This is a genomic window from Streptomyces sp. NPDC000134, from assembly GCF_042899225.1.
Lineage (GTDB): Bacteria > Actinomycetota > Actinomycetes > Streptomycetales > Streptomycetaceae > Streptomyces.
Map to the genome: position 1 here is coordinate 269,962 of NZ_JBIAZN010000004.1, position 15,018 is coordinate 284,979.

A 15,018-nucleotide genomic window follows, 5' to 3' on the forward strand; every position below is an offset into this window, starting at 1 on the left:
CAGGCGCCCCCCCCACACCGCCCCCGGGGGGGGGGGGGGGGGGCGGCCGGGGGGGGGGGGGGGGGGGCGGGGCGGGGGCGGCCCCCCCCCCACAGCCGTACCGGGCCTCGGTCAGCCGGCCAGGCAGGACGGGCCGAGCAGCACCTTCAGGTCGCCGAAGAGGGCCGGGTCGGGCTTGACCCGGTGCCGGTCCAGGCGGAGCACGGTGGTCTTCGTCGGCCCCTGGAGCTTGATCCGGACCTCGCTGTCGCCCCGGTGGTGGGTGAGGATCTCGCCGAGGCGGCTGACCATGGGCGGGGTGACGCGGGTGGCGGGGATGGTCAGCACCACGGGCGCGTTGGCCCCGGCGTTGGACAGGTCGGGGATCTGGAGCTCCATCGCGACCAGCCGGGGCACGTCCTCCCGCTTGTCGAGGCGGCCCTTGACGAACACCACGGCGTCCTCCACCAGTTGGGTCGAGACCAACTGGTAGGTCGCCGGGAAGAACATGCACTCGATGGAGCCGGCGAGATCCTCGACGGTGGCGATCGCCCAGGCGTTGCCCTGCTTGGTCATCTTGCGCTGGAGGCCGGAGATGATGCCGCCGATGGTGACGACCGCGCCGTCCGCGTGCTCACCGCCGGTCAACTGGGAGATGCCCGCGTCGGCCTTGTCGGACAGGATGTGCTCCAGACCGAACAGCGGGTGGTCGGAGACGTACAGACCGAGCATCTCCCGCTCCTGGGCGAGCAGATAGGTCTTGTCCCACTCCTCGGTGGAGAACTCCACGTCCAGGCCGAAGCCCGGTTCGTCGCTCTGCTCCTCGCCCATGCCGCCGAAGAGGTCGAACTGGCCCTCGGCCTCCTTGCGCTTGACCGCGACCACGTTGTCGATCATCGGTTCGTACTGCGCGGTGAGGCCCTTGCGGGTGTGGCCCATCTCGTCGAAGGCGCCGGCCTTGATCAGCGACTCGGTGGTCCGCTTGTTGCAGACGACGGCCTCGACCTTGTCGAGGTAGTCGGGGAAGGAGGCGAACTTCCCCTTGGCCTTGCGGCTCCGGATGATCGACTCCACCACGTTGGTGCCCACGTTGCGCACCGCGGAGAGGCCGAAGAGGATCACGTCGTCGCCCTGGGCGGCGAAGTTGGCCATGGACTCGTTGACGTTCGGCGGGAGCACCTTGATGCCCATGCGCCGGCACTCGTTGAGGTAGACGGCCGACTTGTCCTTGTCGTCCTTGACGGAGGTGAGCAGGGCGGCCATGTACTCGGCCGGGTAGTTGGCCTTGAGGTAGGCGGTCCAGTAGGAGACCAGTCCGTACGCGGCGGAGTGCGCCTTGTTGAACGCGTAGCCGGCGAAGGGGACCAGCACGTCCCACAGCGCCTGGATCGCCTCGTCGCTGTAACCGTTCTTGCGGGCGCCGGCCTGGAAGAGGACGAAGTTCTTCGCCAGTTCGTCGGGCTTCTTCTTGCCCATCACGCGGCGCAGGATGTCGGCCTCGCCGAGCGAGTACCCGGCGATGATCTGGGCGGCCTTCTGCACCTGCTCCTGGTAGACGATCAGGCCGTAGGTGACGTCCAGGACCTCCTTGAGCGGCTCCTCCAGTTCCTTGTGGATCGGGGTGATCTCCTGGAGGCCGTTCTTGCGCAGCGCGTAGTTGGTGTGCGAGTCCATGCCCATCGGACCCGGGCGGTACAGGGCCGAGACGGCGGAGATGTCCTCGAAGTTGTCGGGCTTCATCAGGCGCAGCAGGGAGCGCATGGGCCCGCCGTCGAACTGGAAGACGCCGAGGGTGTCGCCGCGCTGGAGCAGTTCGAAGGTCGTGGGGTCGTCCAGCGGCAGGGAGAGCAGGTCCAGCTCGACGCCCTTGTTGGACTTCACCATCTTGACGGCGTCGTCCATGATCGTGAGGTTGCGCAGGCCGAGGAAGTCCATCTTCAGCAGGCCGAGCGACTCGCACTGCGGGTAGTCCCACTGGGTGATGGTCACGCCGTCGGTGTGCCGGACCCAGATCGGGGCGTGGTCGACGATCGGCTCGCTGGACATGATCACGCCGGCCGCGTGCACGCCCATCTGCCGGACCAGGCCCTCGACGCCCTTGGCGGTGTCGATGACCTTCTTCACGTCCGGCTCGTTCTCGTACATCGAGCGGATCTCGCCGGCCTCGCTGTAGCGGGGGTGCGAGGGGTTGGTGATGCCGTCGAGGTCGATGCCCTTGCCGAGGACGTCGGCGGGCATCGCCTTGGTGAGGCGGTCGCCCATCGCGTACGGGTAGCCGAGGACCCGCGCGGAGTCCTTGATGGCGTTCTTCGCCTTGATCTTGCCGTACGTGCCGATCATGGCGACCTTGTCGGCGCCGTACTTCTCCGTCACGTACCGGATCACCTCGACGCGCCTGCGCTCGTCGAAGTCGATGTCGACGTCGGGCATGGAGACGCGCTCGGGGTTGAGGAACCGCTCGAAGATCAGGCCGTGCGGGATCGGGTCGAGGTCGGTGATGCCCATGGCGTACGCCACGATCGAGCCGGCCGCGGAGCCTCGGCCGGGGCCGACGGCGATGCCCTGGTTCTTCGCCCACATGATGAAGTCGGCGACGACGAGGAAGTAGCCCGGGAACCCCATCTGGATGATGACGTCCATCTCGTACTCGGCCTGCTTCTGGCGGTCCTCGGGGACGCCGCCCGGGTAGCGGCGCTCCATGCCGCGGCGGACCTCCTCCTGGAACCAGGTGACCTCGGTGTACCCCTCGGGGATGTCGAACTTGGGCATCAGGTCGCGCTTCTCGAACATGCCCGTGGTGTCGACCATCTCGGCGACCAGCAGCGTGTTGGCGCAGCCCTCCTGCCAGGCGTCGGAGGAGTCGATGGCGTACATCTCCTCCGTCGACTTCAGGTAGTAGCCGGTGCCGTCGAACTTGAAGCGGTCGGGGTCGGAGAGGTTCTTGCCGGTCTGGATGCACAGCAGCGCGTCGTGGGCGGTGGCCTCGTGCGCGTACGTGTAGTGCGAGTCGTTGGTGACCAGCGGGGGGATGCCGAGCTTCCGGCCGATCTCCAGCAGGCCGTCGCGGACCCGGTGCTCGATGTCGATGCCGTGGTCCATCAGCTCCAGGAAGTACCGCTCCTTGCCGAAGATGTCCTGGTAGTCGGCGGCCGCCTTGAGGGCCTCGTCGAACTGGCCGAGCCGCAGCCGGGTCTGCACCTCGCCGGAGGGGCAGCCGGTGGAGGCGACGATCCCCTCGGACCACTGGGAGATCGTCTCCTTGTCCATCCGGGGCCACTTCTGCAGCCAGCCCTCGGCGTAGGCGTCGGAGGAGAGCCGGAAGAGGTTGTGCAGGCCCGTCTTGTTCACGGCCCACATCGTCTTGTGCGTGTAACCGCCGGAGCCGGAGACGTCGTCCCGCTTCTGGTGCGGCTGGCCCCACTGGATCTTGCGCTTGTTCCGCCGCGACTCGGGGGCGACGTACGCCTCGATCCCGATGATCGGGGTGATCCCGGCCTTCTGCGCGGAGTGGAAGAAGTCGTACGCCCCGTGCAGGTTGCCGTGGTCGGACATGGCGATGTGGGTCATGCCCATCTCGTTGCACGCGTTGAACATGTCCTTCAGCCGCGCGGCACCGTCCAGCAGGGAGTACTGGGTGTGGACGTGCAGGTGCGTGAACGGCGGCTTGGACACGTTCGGCCTCCTGGGGGAACAGTGGGCGACGGGCTGCGGACAGTCCGGGGGGTCAGCGTCGAAGTCTATGCCTCGCGGCTGACACTCCGCGGGCTCGTCCGCGTACCTTCGTGCGGGGGCCCGCGTGTCGCGCGGCACCCCGGGGCGCGGGCACTCGCACGGCCCCTCGAACGTTGACGGCGGGGGAGAACCGCTCCACCCGTGACAGCACCACCCGTACCAGGAGGCACCCAGCGATGTCGGTCCCGCAGCTCGACGTGGAGCACCGCGGCGAGGAGATCCTCGCCGTCTTCGACACCGCCTTCGGCGCGCTGCTGGCCGCCGACCCGGCCGCGTTCCGCGTGAAGTTCCGGAAGATGGCGGCGTCGGCCTTCGCGTTCTACCGGGGCACGGCGAGCCTCTTCTACCACGACCTGGACGCGGAGAAGGACGGCGGCCCGTACCTGGACGACCGCACCTCGCGCGTGTGGGTCCACGGCGATCTGCACGCGGAGAACTTCGGCACGTACATGGACTCCACCGGCCGCCTGATCTTCAACGTCAACGACTTCGACGAGGCGTACGTCGGCCCCTTCACCTGGGACCTGAAGCGCTTCGCCGCCTCCGTGGCGCTGATCGGGTACGCCAAGGCGCTCAGCGACGAGCAGATCAGCGGGCTGGTGCGGGTCTACGCGGGCGCCTACCGGGAGCGGGTGCGCGCGCTGGCGCTCGGCGCCAAGAGCGACGAGGTGCCCCCGTTCACGCTGGACACGGCCGAGGGGCCGCTGCTGGGCGCGCTGCGCATGGCCCGCTCGCTGACCCGGTTCGGGCTGCTGGACTCGATGACGGAGATCCGCGACTTCGAACGCCGGTTCGCGCCGGGCGGCGGCTCCATCGAGCTGGACGCCGCCACCCGCTACAAGGTGCTGGCGGCCTTCGACGGCTATCTGGAGACGCTCCCGGAGTCCTCCCTGACCCGCCCCGACTCCTACCGCGTGAAGGACGTCGTCGGCCGGCGCGGCATCGGCATCGGCTCGGCCGGGCTGCCGTCGTACAACATCCTGCTGGAGGGCAACAGCGACGCCCTGGAGAACGACGTGGTGATCTACCTCAAGCAGGCCCAGACCCCGGCCGTCTCCCGGCACATCACCGACCGCTCCATCCGGGACTACTTCCAGCACGAGGGCCACCGCACGGTGATCTCCCAGCGCGCCCTGCAGGCGCACGCCGACCCGTGGCTGGGCTGGACCGAGCTGGACGGCGCCGGGCAGTTGGTCGCCGAGGTCTCGCCGTACGCCGTCGACCTGGACTGGGGCGACATCGACGACCTGGAGGAGATCGCCGAGGTCGTCGCCGACCTGGGCCGGGCGACCGCCACCATGCACGCGGCGGCGGACGACCAGTCCGGCGAGTCCCTGGTGCCGTTCTCCACCGAGCGGGCCATCGACGCGGCGATCGCGGCCGACGAGGAGGGCTTCGCGCCCCTGCTGGTGGACTTCGCGCACTCCTACGGCGCCCGTGCGCGCCGGGACCACCAGATCTTCGTCGACCTGTTCCGCAACGGCCGTATCCCGGGTCTGTGATCCGCTCGTTCACACTCACCCTTTAGGGTTCTTTTACCGGAGCCCGTGTCACACTCTCCTACGCCATGGACATATCCGGAACCCCGCTCAGAGCCGTTCGCGCGGCGCTGTTCACGGCCCTCGCCGTGACGCTCAGCACCGCGTCGCACGTGCTGCTGTCCGGGGTCCCGCTGCCGCTGCCCACGGTGGCCGCGGTGGCCGCCGCCGTGTTCGCCCTGGCGTACGCGCTGGCGGCCCGGGAGCGCTCCTTCGGGCGGATCGCCGCCCTGCTGATCCCGCTGGAGCTGGCCGCCGACACGGTCTTCACCACCGGCCAGCACCTCTGCTACGGCCGGGCGGGCGGCCCGGTCACCGGCCCGCTGCGCTCGGTCGGCTTCGACGTGCTGTGCGGCGACGGCACCGGGGTGCGCGCCGGGGTCACCGCCCCGCTGACCCGGGTCACCGGCGCCGACACCGACCGGCTCGCCGCCCTGCTGGCGCACGCCGGCACCGGCACTTCCTGGCTGCTGCTCGGCGCCCACGTCGGCGTCGGCCTGCTCGCCGCCGCCTGGCTGCGCCGGGGCGAGCGCGCGCTGGCCCAGACGCTGCGGGCGGTGACCGCGACCACGTTCCGGCCGCTGCTGCTCGCGGTCGCCGCGGTCACCGTGCGGCCCGCCCCGGCCACCGGCCGGCCCGCGCCGCCGGCCCGCCGGCCCGCCGGCGCCCGCGACCGGCTCCTCGCGCACTCCCTGGGACGGCGTGGACCGCCGTGCTCGGTCGCCCTCGTGTGACCCCGCCCCCCGAGCACCAGTCCCCCGCACACCCGCGTGTGCGCCTCCCCACGGAGATCATCACCATGAGCAAGCGGAACACCCAGACGGCGAAGACGGCGGCCCGTGAGAAGCTGCGCCAGGAGCGCGAGCGCCAGGCCAAGCGGCAGAAGGTCAAGCGGCAGGTCATCGTGGCCTGCTCCATCGTCGGCGTGCTGGCGATAGCCGGCGGCATCGGCTACGCCGTCGTCCAGGCCAACAAGCCCGACCACTGGGAGGCCGTCGCCGACGAGCAGCTCGTCAAGCCGGCCAACACCACCGGCACCGACGGCACCACCGTCGTCATCGGCGAGGCCGACGCCAAGAAGACCCTGGAGCTGTACGAGGACCCGCGCTGCCCGATCTGCGCCCAGTTCGAGCAGACCGTCGGCGAGACCGTCGCCAAGGACGTCGAGGACGGCAAGTACAAGATCCAGTTCATCGGCGCCACCTTCCTCGACGGCAATCTGACCGGCGAGGGCTCCAAGAACGCGCTGAGCGCCCTGGGCGCCGCGCTGAACGTCGGCCCCGAGGCGTTCCTCGACTACAAGGCGGCGCTCTACTCGGCGAAGTGGCACCCCGAGGAGACCGACGACAAGTTCAAGGACGACGCCTACCTGATCAAGGTGGCGGACACGGTCGACGCCCTGAAGGGCAACAAGGAGTTCCAGGCCGCCGTGAAGGACGGCACCTACGACAAGTGGGCGCTGGAGATGTCGGCCGAGTTCGACAAGAGCGGGGTGTCGGGCACGCCGAGCCTGAAGATGGACGGCAAGACCCTGACCGGCTCCGACGGCAAGAACGCGCCCATGACGGTGGCCGAGTTCAAGACGGCGATCGACGCGGCGCTGAAGGCGTGACCCCGCGGCTGGCCACTGGCTGAAAAGCGGGCGAACTTTTCCGGTTCGCCCGCTCCGGGCGCGTACCGATCAGTAGCCTGCTCGCCCGTGACCAGTCCTTACAGAGCAACCGAGCCGTCCACGGGCGCCCGCCCCGCCGCCGTACCGAGCCGCCGTACGGTGGTCAAGGCCGCGGCCGGGGCCGCCGGCGCCGTCCTCGTCGCATCGCCGCTGGCCGCCGCCCCGCCCGCCGGGGCCGCCGACGCCGCCCCCGCCTTCCTGCACGGCGTCGCCTCCGGCGACCCGCTGCCCGACGGGGTCCTGCTGTGGACCCGGGTGACGCCGGTGCCGGAGGCCATACCGGGCTCCGGGACCGGCCCGGACACCCCCGTCGAGTGGACCGTCGCCCGGGACCGGGCGTTCACCGACGTCGTCGCCAAGGGCACCGTCACCGCGCGCCCCGCCTCCGACCACACCGTCAAGGCCGACGTGCGCGGCCTCGCCCCCGCGACCGACTACTTCTTCCGCTTCGCCGCCGGGGGCACCGACTCCCCCGTCGGCCGCACCCGCACCGCGCCCGCCGCCGACGCCGCCGTGCCCGGCCTGCGCTTCGGCGTGGTCTCCTGCGCCAACTGGGAGGCCGGCCACTTCTCCGCGTACCGCCATCTCGCGGCCCGCGGCGACCTGGACGCCTGGCTGCACCTGGGCGACTACATCTACGAGTACGGCACCGGCGAGTACGGCACCCGCGACACCGTCGTCCGCCCGCACGCCCCCGCCCACGAGATCGTCAGCCTCACCGACTACCGCGTCCGGCACGGCCGGTACAAGACCGACCCCGACCTCCAGGCCCTGCACGCGGCCGCGCCGGTCGTCGCCATCTGGGACGACCACGAGATCGCCAACGACGCCTGGTCGGGCGGCGCCGAGAACCACACCGAGGGCGCGGAGGGTGCCTGGGCGGCCCGCCAGGCCGCCGCCAAGCAGGCGTACTTCGAGTGGATGCCGGTGCGCCCGGCGCTGGCCGGCACCACCTACCGGCGCCTGCGCTTCGGCCGGCTCGCCGACCTGTCGCTGCTGGACCTGCGCTCCTACCGCTCCCAGCAGGTCGCGGCCGGCTCCGGCGCGGTCGACGACCCGGACCGCACGCTGACCGGCCGTGCCCAACTGGACTGGCTCAAGGCCGGGCTGTCCGCCTCCGACACCACCTGGAGGCTGGTCGGCAACCCGGTGATGATCTCCCCGTTCGCGGTCGGCTCGCTCCCCGCCGAACTGCTGGCGCCGCTCGCCGAACTGCTGGGCCTGCCCCGGGAGGGCCTCGCCCTCAACACCGACCAGTGGGACGGCTACACCGACGACCGCCGGGAACTCCTGGCCCACCTGCGGTCGGGCGCCGTCCGCAACACCGTGTTCCTGACCGGCGACATCCACATGGCGTGGGCCAACGACGTGCCGGTGAACGCCGGCACGTACCCGCTGTCGGCGTCGGCGGCCACCGAGTTCGTCGTCACCTCGGTGACCTCCGACAACCTCGACGACGCGGTGAAGGTCCCCGAGGGCACCGTCTCCGCGGTCGCCGCGCCGCTGATCCGCGCCGCCAACCGGCATGTCCACTGGGTCGACACCGACCGCCACGGCTACGGCGTGCTGGACGTCACCGCCGAGCGGGCGCAGATGGACTACTACGTGGTCGCCGACCGCACCGACCCGGCGGCGGCCTCCGCCTGGGCCCGCTCGTACCGCACCCGCAGCGGCACCCAGCGGGTCGAGCGCGCCTACGACCCGGTCTGACCCGCCCCGCTCCGGGCCCGGCTCAGGACTCCAGCGACCGGAGGAAGCCGAGCGCCACCCGCCAGGTGGCCTCGGCGGCCTCCCCGTCGTAGTCCGGCAGGCCGGGGTCGGTGTAGAGGTGGCCGGCCCCGGCGTAGCGGAACACCTCGACGTCGGCGCCGATCCGGCCCATCTGGAGGTACCAGGCGCTCAGCCAGTCGTCCGTCTCGAACGGATCGGGCTCGGCGACGTGCAGTTGGACGGGCAGGTCGTCCACCGAGGCGTTGGGCGCGATGTCCGAGGTGCCGTGCAGCAGGAGCAGTCCGCGCGCCCGGTGGTCGCCGAGGGCGAGGGTCTGGGCGATGGAGGCGCCGAGCGAGAACCCGGCGTAGACCAGGCCCCGCTCGGAGTAGGGCGCGGCGGCCAGCACGGCCCGCTTCAGCAGTTCCTCCCGGCCGATCGACTCGTTGTGCGCCATGCCCTCCTCCACCGTGTCGAACGTCCGGCCCTCGAAGAGGTCCGGGGTCCACACCTGGTGACCGGCGTCACGCAGCTTGTCGGCGGCCTGCCGCACCGCGGGCCGGGGACCGAAGGTCGAGTGAAAGAGCACGATGTCCATGGGGCCATCGTGCCAGCCGGGTCCGGCCGCGCGGCCCGGCCGCTACCCAGGACCGCCGCGAAGTCACATGTTCAGTGCCCCTCGGTCCCGGTTACGTTCGTGTGCATGGAGAACATACTCCGTCCGCTGACCGTGGTCGGCGGTTCGGTCGTCCTGACCCTGTTCATCGGCTGGGCGACCGATCTGCTGCTGCGCAAGGCCGACGAACGGCACCATGAGACGCCCCTGTGGGGGCTGCTCCGGCGCGCCCGCATCCCCTACCAGCTCGTCCTGTGCGCGGCCATGCTCAGAGGCTCGTACGTGGAGGCCCGGGTGTTCCCCTCGCACCGGGCGACCATCGGGCACATCCTGTCGCTGGTGCTGATCGGCTCGGTGGCGTGGCTGGTCATCCGGATCGCCGCGGCGATCGTGGAGACCTCCTACGACCGGTACGCCCACGCCCGCGCCCAGCGCGACCCGGCCCGGGTGCGCCGGGTGCGCACCCAGGTGTCGCTGATCATGCGGGTGGTGGCCGCGGTGGTCGGCGTGGTCGCGGTGGCCTCGATGCTGCTGACGTTCCCGGAGATGCGGACGGCGGGCGCCTCGCTGCTGGCCTCGGCCGGTGTCCTCGGCATCGTCGCCGGCATCGCCGCGCAGTCCACGCTGAGCAACATGTTCGCCGGGTTCCAGATCGCGTTCGGCGACATGGTGCGGCTCGGCGACACGGTGGTCGTGGACGGCGAGTGGGGCACGGTCGAGGAGATCACGCTGACCTTCCTGACCGTGCGGACCTGGGACGAGCGCCGGATCACGATGCCGGTGTCGTACTTCACCTCCAAGCCGTTCGAGAACTGGTCGCGCGGCACTCCGGAGATGACCGGCGTCGTCTACTGGCACGTGGACCACGCGGCGCCCGTGGACGCGATGCGCGACAAGCTGCGCGACATCCTGCGCGAGTGCCCGGCCTGGGACGGCCGCGGCTACGGCCTGGACGTCACGGACACCACCCCCAACACCCTCCAGATCCGGGGCCTGGCCACCGCGAAGGACTCCGACGACCTGTGGACGGTACGGGTCACGATGCGGGAGCGGATGGTCCGCTGGCTGGCCGAGGAGCACCCGTACGCGCTGCCCCGCGTCAACACCGCGGAGGCGTATCTGCCGCCCGGCCGCGACCGGCGGCGCGGGAACTCCCCCGACGGCGTGCCCCGCCGCTTCCCGGAACAGCCGGCCCGGGAGCACTGAACGCGCTGCTCAGCGCAGGCTGCGGACGTCCAGGTGGCGCAGCACCCGGTCGACGATCTCCGGATCGGCGCCGGGTTCGCTGCGCGCCGCCAGCACCTCGTGCCGGGCGGCGCTGAGCATCTCGCCCTGGATGCGGCGGACCCGGCGGACCCGGCGCGCCCGCTGCTCCACCGCCTCGCGGCGCTCGTCGTCGCCGATCTCGGGGCTGATCCGCACCCCGATGTCGAAGGCCCGCCGCAGCAACTGCTCGGACAATTCCTCGGGGAGGTCCTCCACCGACTCGATCTCCCGCAGCCTCCGCTTGGCGGCCTTGGCGGCCCGCAGGGCCAGTTCCCGCTCCAGGTGCTTCTCCCGTTCGGAGTCCGCCCGTACGCCGAGCCGGTTGACCAGCCAGGGCAGGGTCAGGCCCTGGAGCAGCAGGGTGACCATGATCACCGCGAAGGCGATGAAGATGATCTCCTCGCGGTGCGGGAAGGCCGATCCGTCGTCCGTCTCCAGCGGGATCGCCAGGGCGAGCGCGACCGAGGCGACGCCGCGCATCCCGGCCCACCACATGACGATCGTCTCCCGCCAGCTCGTCGGGATGTCCTCGTCCTGGTCGCGCCGGGAGTGCAGCCGCTTGGTCAGCCAGGTGGCCGGCAGCAGCCACAGCAGCCGGACCAGGATCACCACCACGACGACCGCGGCGGACCAGGCCAGCAGCTCGGCCCAGTGCCCGGACGCGGTGCGCAGCGCGTTGTGCAGCTCCAGCCCGATCAGCCCGAACGCCACCCCGGTGACGAGGGTGTCGACGACGTCCCAGACGGTGTGCCCGGCCAGCCGGGTGAGCACGTCGTCGGCGTCGGCGGCGTACTCGGCGAGGAACATCGCGGTGGTGAGCACCGCCAGTACCCCGGAGCCGTGCAGTTCCTCGGCCAGGACGTAGGAGGCGTACGGCACCAGCAGGGTCAGGCCGATCTGGAGGGTGGCGTCGCCCAGCAGCCCGTGCAGCCTGTTGGCGCCCCAGCCCAGCGCCAGGCCGACGGCGACGGCGACGACCGCGGACAGCACCAGGTCGGCCCCGGCGCTCCAGGGCGAGAAGGCCCCGCTGACCGCGGCGGCGATGGCCACGTGGTACAGGACGATGGCCGTCACGTCGTTGAACAGCCCCTCGCCCTCCAGGATGGACACCAGGCGGCGCGGCAGCCCCAACTGCCCGGCGACGGCGGTCGCGGCGACCGGGTCGGGCGGCGCGACCAGCGCCCCGAGCGCGAAGGCGGCGGCCAGCGGCAGCCCCGGCACGATCGCGTGCGCGACGGTGGCCACGCACGCCATGGTGACGAAGACCAGCGCCACCGCCAGCAGGAAGATCGGCCGGACGTTGGCCGCGAACTGCCGCCAGGAGGTGCGCCGTACGGCCGCGTAGAGCAGCGGCGGCAGCAGTGCGGGCAGGATGAGGTCGGGCGGGATGTCGACGTTGGGCACGAAGTTCAGCAGTGCCAGGACGATGCCGAACACGGTCATCAGCACCGGCGCCGGAAGCCTGAGACGGTCCCCGACCGGGACGCTCACCAGGGCCCCGAGCAACAGCAGGAAAAGCAGGCCCAACTGATCCACGGTCAGCGCTCCGGTGTGTCTCGGCGGTCACGGGGCAGACTTCCACCCTGCCACCACCTGCCCCGTCAGCCCGTGCGGCACTCTCGGGTCACAGCGCGCGCCGCATCGCCCGGTGCGGTATCCCGGCGTCGGGGAACTCCGGGCCGTACGCCTCGTAGCCCAGCTTCTCGTAGAAGCCCAGGGCGTGGGTCTGGGCGTGCAGGTCGACCGCGGCGAGCCCGCGCGCCCGCGCGGCCTCCTCGATCGCCCGGACCAGCGCGGCCCCGACGCCCAGTCCGCGGGCGGCCCGGGTCACGGCGAGCCGGCCGAGCGATCCGACGCCGGGGTCGCCGCCGGTCTTCCCGGCCGCCTCGGCGCCGTACAGCAGCCGTCCGGTGCCGAGCGGCACGCCGTCCTCGCCCACCGCCAGGACGTGCACCGCGCCGGCGTCGTGGGCGTCGTACTCGATGTCCTCCGGCACGCCCTGCTCGGCGACGAAAACGTCCTTGCGCACGGCGAAGCAGGCGTCCCGGTCGGCGGGGTCCTCGGCGACGCGCACCTGGTACGGCGGGGTCATGCGTAGGTCTCCTCCCTGACCCGGTCCAGGGCCTGCTGGAGGTCGTCCGGGTAGTCGCTGGCGTACTCCACCCAGTCGCCGGTGCCGGGGTGCTCGAAGCCGAGGCGGACGGCGTGCAGCCACTGGCGGGTCAGCTTCAGCCGCTTGGCGAGGGTGGGGTCGGCGCCGTAGGTCAGGTCGCCGACGCAGGGGTGGCGGTGGGCGGCCATGTGGACGCGGATCTGGTGGGTGCGGCCGGTCTCCAGCTTCACGTCGAGCAGGGAGGCCGCGCGGAACGCCTCGATCAGGTCGTAGTGCGTGACGGAGGGCTTGCCGTCCGCCGTGACCGCCCACTTGTAGTCGTGCTGCGGGTGGCGGCCGATGGGCGCGTCGATGGTGCCGCTGGTCGGGTCGGGGTGGCCCTGCACCAGGGTGTGGTAGCGCTTGTCGACCGTGCGCGCCTTGAACTGGCGCTTGAGCGAGGTGTAGGCGCGCTCGGACTTGGCGACCGCCATCAGCCCCGAGGTGCCGACGTCCAGGCGGTGCACGATGCCCTGCCGCTCGGCGGCGCCGGAGGTGGAGATCCGGTACCCGGCGGCGGCGAGCCCGCCGATCACGGTCGGGCCGGTCCAGCCGGGCGACGGGTGGGCGGCGACGCCGACCGGCTTGACGATGACGACGACGTCCTCGTCGTCGTGGACGATCTCCATGCCCTCGACCGGCTCGGCGACGACCCGCACGGGCGCCGGCGCCTGGGGCATCTCGACCTCCAGCCAGGCCCCGCCGTGCACCCGCTCCGACTTGCCGACCACCGACCCGTCGACCGTGACCTTCCCCGCGGCGGCCAGCTCCGCGGCCTTGGTACGGGAGAAGCCGAACATGCGGGAGATGGCGGCGTCGACGCGCTCGCCCTCCAGGCCGTCGGGCACGGGCAGGGTGCGGATCTCGGGAATCGTGCTCACCCGGTCGAGTATGCCGGACGGCGCCGACACCGCCGTACCGCGCTCAGTCCTTGTGGACGGTCCCGTCCGGGTCCAGGCCCCGGAAGGACAGCAGCACGATCAGGATGCCGCCGCAGACGATCGCCGAGTCGGCCAGGTTGAACACCGCGAAGTGCTTGGGCGCGATGAAGTCCACGACCGCACCCTCGAAGACGCCGGGCGAGCGGAAGATCCGGTCGGTGAGGTTGCCGAGGGCGCCGCCGAGCAGCAGGCCGAGCGCGACCGCCCACGGCACGCTGTAGAGCTTGCGGGCCAGGCGGGCGATCACGACGATCACGGCCGCGGCGATCACCGTGAAGATGACGGTGAACGCCTCGCCGAACCCGAAGGCGGCGCCCGCGTTGCGGATCGCCTCGAACCGCAGCCAGTCCCCGACGATCTCGATCGGCTCGTGGTGCTCCAGCCTGGCGACCACGATCATCTTGCTGACCAGGTCCAGGAGGTAGGCGCACACGGCCACCGCGAACAGCACGGCGATCCGGCGCCTGCGCGCGGGCCGGGCCTCGGCGCCGCCCCCGGCCTCGGCGGCCGTCGTCCCTGCCCCTCCGGCATCGGGCTCCCGCTGCCCGTCCCCCGCCGCGTCCGGGGTGTCCGGCGTACCGATGATGCGCTCCGCCTCTGCCACGTGAGTCCCTCGACCTAGGTACCTGACTGGAGACGAGGGTACGGCACGGCCTACCGGCGCTCCTGCTTCTGCTTGCACTCCACACAGAGGGTGGCCCGGGGGAACGCCTGCATCCGGGCCTTGCCGATCGGCTTGCCGCAGTTCTCGCACAGTCCGTAGGTGCCGGCGTCCAGCAGTTCCAGGGCGTGTTCGGTCTGGGTGAGCATCTCGCGGGCGTTGGCGGCCAGCGCCAGCTCGTGCTCGCGCGTGATGTTCTTGGTGCCGGTGTCCGCCTCGTCGTGGCCCGCGCCGTCCCCGGAGTCCCGCATCAGGCCCTGCAGCGCCCGCTCGGAGGAGTCCAGCTCGGCGCGGAGCCGCGCCTCCTCGGACGCCAGTTCGCCGCGCGCCTGATCGACCTCCTCCGGCGTCCAGGGGTCCTCGCCCGGACGTACCGCGAGGTCGCCGGGGTCCACCGCGGTGCCCCGCGCCTTCGGAACGGCGGAGGTGGCCGCCGTGGCCGTGCCAGGAGTCTTCTTCGCAACCACTGTCGTGGCTCCCGTCTGCTCCGCGGCCTGCGCCGCCCCTTCACATATGTGATCTTGCTCGCGAACCGTGCTGGGACGATAAATCGACTTCGGTCCCGCGGCAACGGGGCGCACCGCCCGATTCGCCCGCCTCGCGAACGCCGCTCGACGGATCTGCATGCGTTGTGCCCAGCTCACCGCCAGGTATGCGCCGCGCCGGACGCCCCGGGGCGCGGCCGGCGGTCGCCGTCCGGGGCACCGCCGCCGGGAATACCGGTCGGACGCCGTCCGCCGGGCGCCGTACA

At 71.7% G+C, this 15,018-nt stretch carries 11 protein-coding genes and 1 pseudogene; 5 read left to right on the plus strand and 7 right to left on the minus strand.

Annotation, left to right across the window (positions count from 1 at the left end; translation table 11 throughout):
• Window positions 1-111: 111 nt before the first annotated feature.
• Window positions 112-3,651, minus strand: a complete 3,540-nt coding sequence (gene dnaE / locus ACFY32_RS08180) for a DNA polymerase III subunit alpha (RefSeq protein WP_390673722.1) — start codon at window positions 3,649-3,651, stop codon at window positions 112-114.
• A gap of 236 nt (window positions 3,652-3,887) precedes the next feature.
• Here dnaE and ACFY32_RS08185 point away from each other — a divergent pair, with 236 nt between their 5' ends.
• The 4 genes from ACFY32_RS08185 to ACFY32_RS08200 all read left to right on the plus strand — a co-directional run bounded on the left by ACFY32_RS08185 (window position 3,888) and on the right by ACFY32_RS08200 (window position 8,631).
• The gene (locus ACFY32_RS08185) at window positions 3,888-5,213 is read left to right on the plus strand and encodes a DUF2252 domain-containing protein (RefSeq protein ID WP_359192961.1); all 1,326 of its coding nucleotides are present in this window, start codon (window positions 3,888-3,890) and stop codon (window positions 5,211-5,213) included.
• Between the two features lie 65 nt (window positions 5,214-5,278).
• Window positions 5,279-5,983 carry a hypothetical protein gene (locus ACFY32_RS08190; protein WP_390673723.1) on the plus strand — a complete coding sequence of 235 codons (705 nt, stop codon included), beginning with the start codon at window positions 5,279-5,281 and terminating at the stop codon, window positions 5,981-5,983.
• A gap of 65 nt (window positions 5,984-6,048) precedes the next feature.
• Window positions 6,049-6,861, plus strand: a complete 813-nt coding sequence (locus tag ACFY32_RS08195) for a DsbA family protein (RefSeq protein WP_390673724.1) — start codon at window positions 6,049-6,051, stop codon at window positions 6,859-6,861.
• Between the two features lie 87 nt (window positions 6,862-6,948).
• Window positions 6,949-8,631 carry an alkaline phosphatase D family protein gene (locus ACFY32_RS08200; protein ID WP_359192970.1) on the plus strand — a complete coding sequence of 561 codons (1,683 nt, stop codon included), beginning with the start codon at window positions 6,949-6,951 and terminating at the stop codon, window positions 8,629-8,631.
• Between the two features lie 22 nt (window positions 8,632-8,653).
• On the opposite strand, the gene ACFY32_RS08205 is transcribed toward ACFY32_RS08200, so the two are convergent.
• Window positions 8,654-9,229, minus strand: a complete 576-nt coding sequence (locus tag ACFY32_RS08205; protein WP_390673725.1) for a dienelactone hydrolase family protein — start codon at window positions 9,227-9,229, stop codon at window positions 8,654-8,656.
• Between the two features lie 105 nt (window positions 9,230-9,334).
• Between ACFY32_RS08205 and ACFY32_RS08210 the strand changes: the two genes are divergently transcribed.
• Window positions 9,335-10,453, plus strand: coding sequence for a mechanosensitive ion channel domain-containing protein (locus ACFY32_RS08210; protein WP_359192973.1), 1,119 nt, complete (start codon window positions 9,335-9,337; stop codon window positions 10,451-10,453).
• Between the two features lie 9 nt (window positions 10,454-10,462).
• Here the strand turns inward: ACFY32_RS08210 and ACFY32_RS08215 are convergent, their stop codons facing one another.
• From ACFY32_RS08215 to ACFY32_RS08235, 5 genes and pseudogenes are all read right to left on the minus strand, one after another.
• Window positions 10,463-12,049, minus strand: a complete 1,587-nt coding sequence (locus ACFY32_RS08215) for a Na+/H+ antiporter (RefSeq protein WP_359192976.1) — start codon at window positions 12,047-12,049, stop codon at window positions 10,463-10,465.
• Window positions 12,050-12,137: 88 nt separating this feature from the next.
• Window positions 12,138-12,605, minus strand: a complete 468-nt coding sequence (locus ACFY32_RS08220; RefSeq protein WP_359192979.1) for a GNAT family N-acetyltransferase — start codon at window positions 12,603-12,605, stop codon at window positions 12,138-12,140.
• Entirely contained in the window at window positions 12,602-13,546 is a 945-nt protein-coding gene (locus tag ACFY32_RS08225) for an RluA family pseudouridine synthase (protein WP_390673726.1), read from the minus strand. Before ACFY32_RS08225 ends, ACFY32_RS08220 begins: the two co-directional genes overlap by 4 nt.
• 43 nt (window positions 13,547-13,589) lie before the next feature.
• Window positions 13,590-14,210, minus strand: coding sequence for a signal peptidase II (lspA, locus tag ACFY32_RS08230; protein ID WP_390673727.1), 621 nt, complete (start codon window positions 14,208-14,210; stop codon window positions 13,590-13,592).
• A gap of 50 nt (window positions 14,211-14,260) precedes the next feature.
• Window positions 14,261-14,776 (minus strand): annotated as a pseudogene (locus ACFY32_RS08235) (TraR/DksA family transcriptional regulator); the annotation flags it as partial.
• Window positions 14,777-15,018 lie beyond the last annotated feature (242 nt).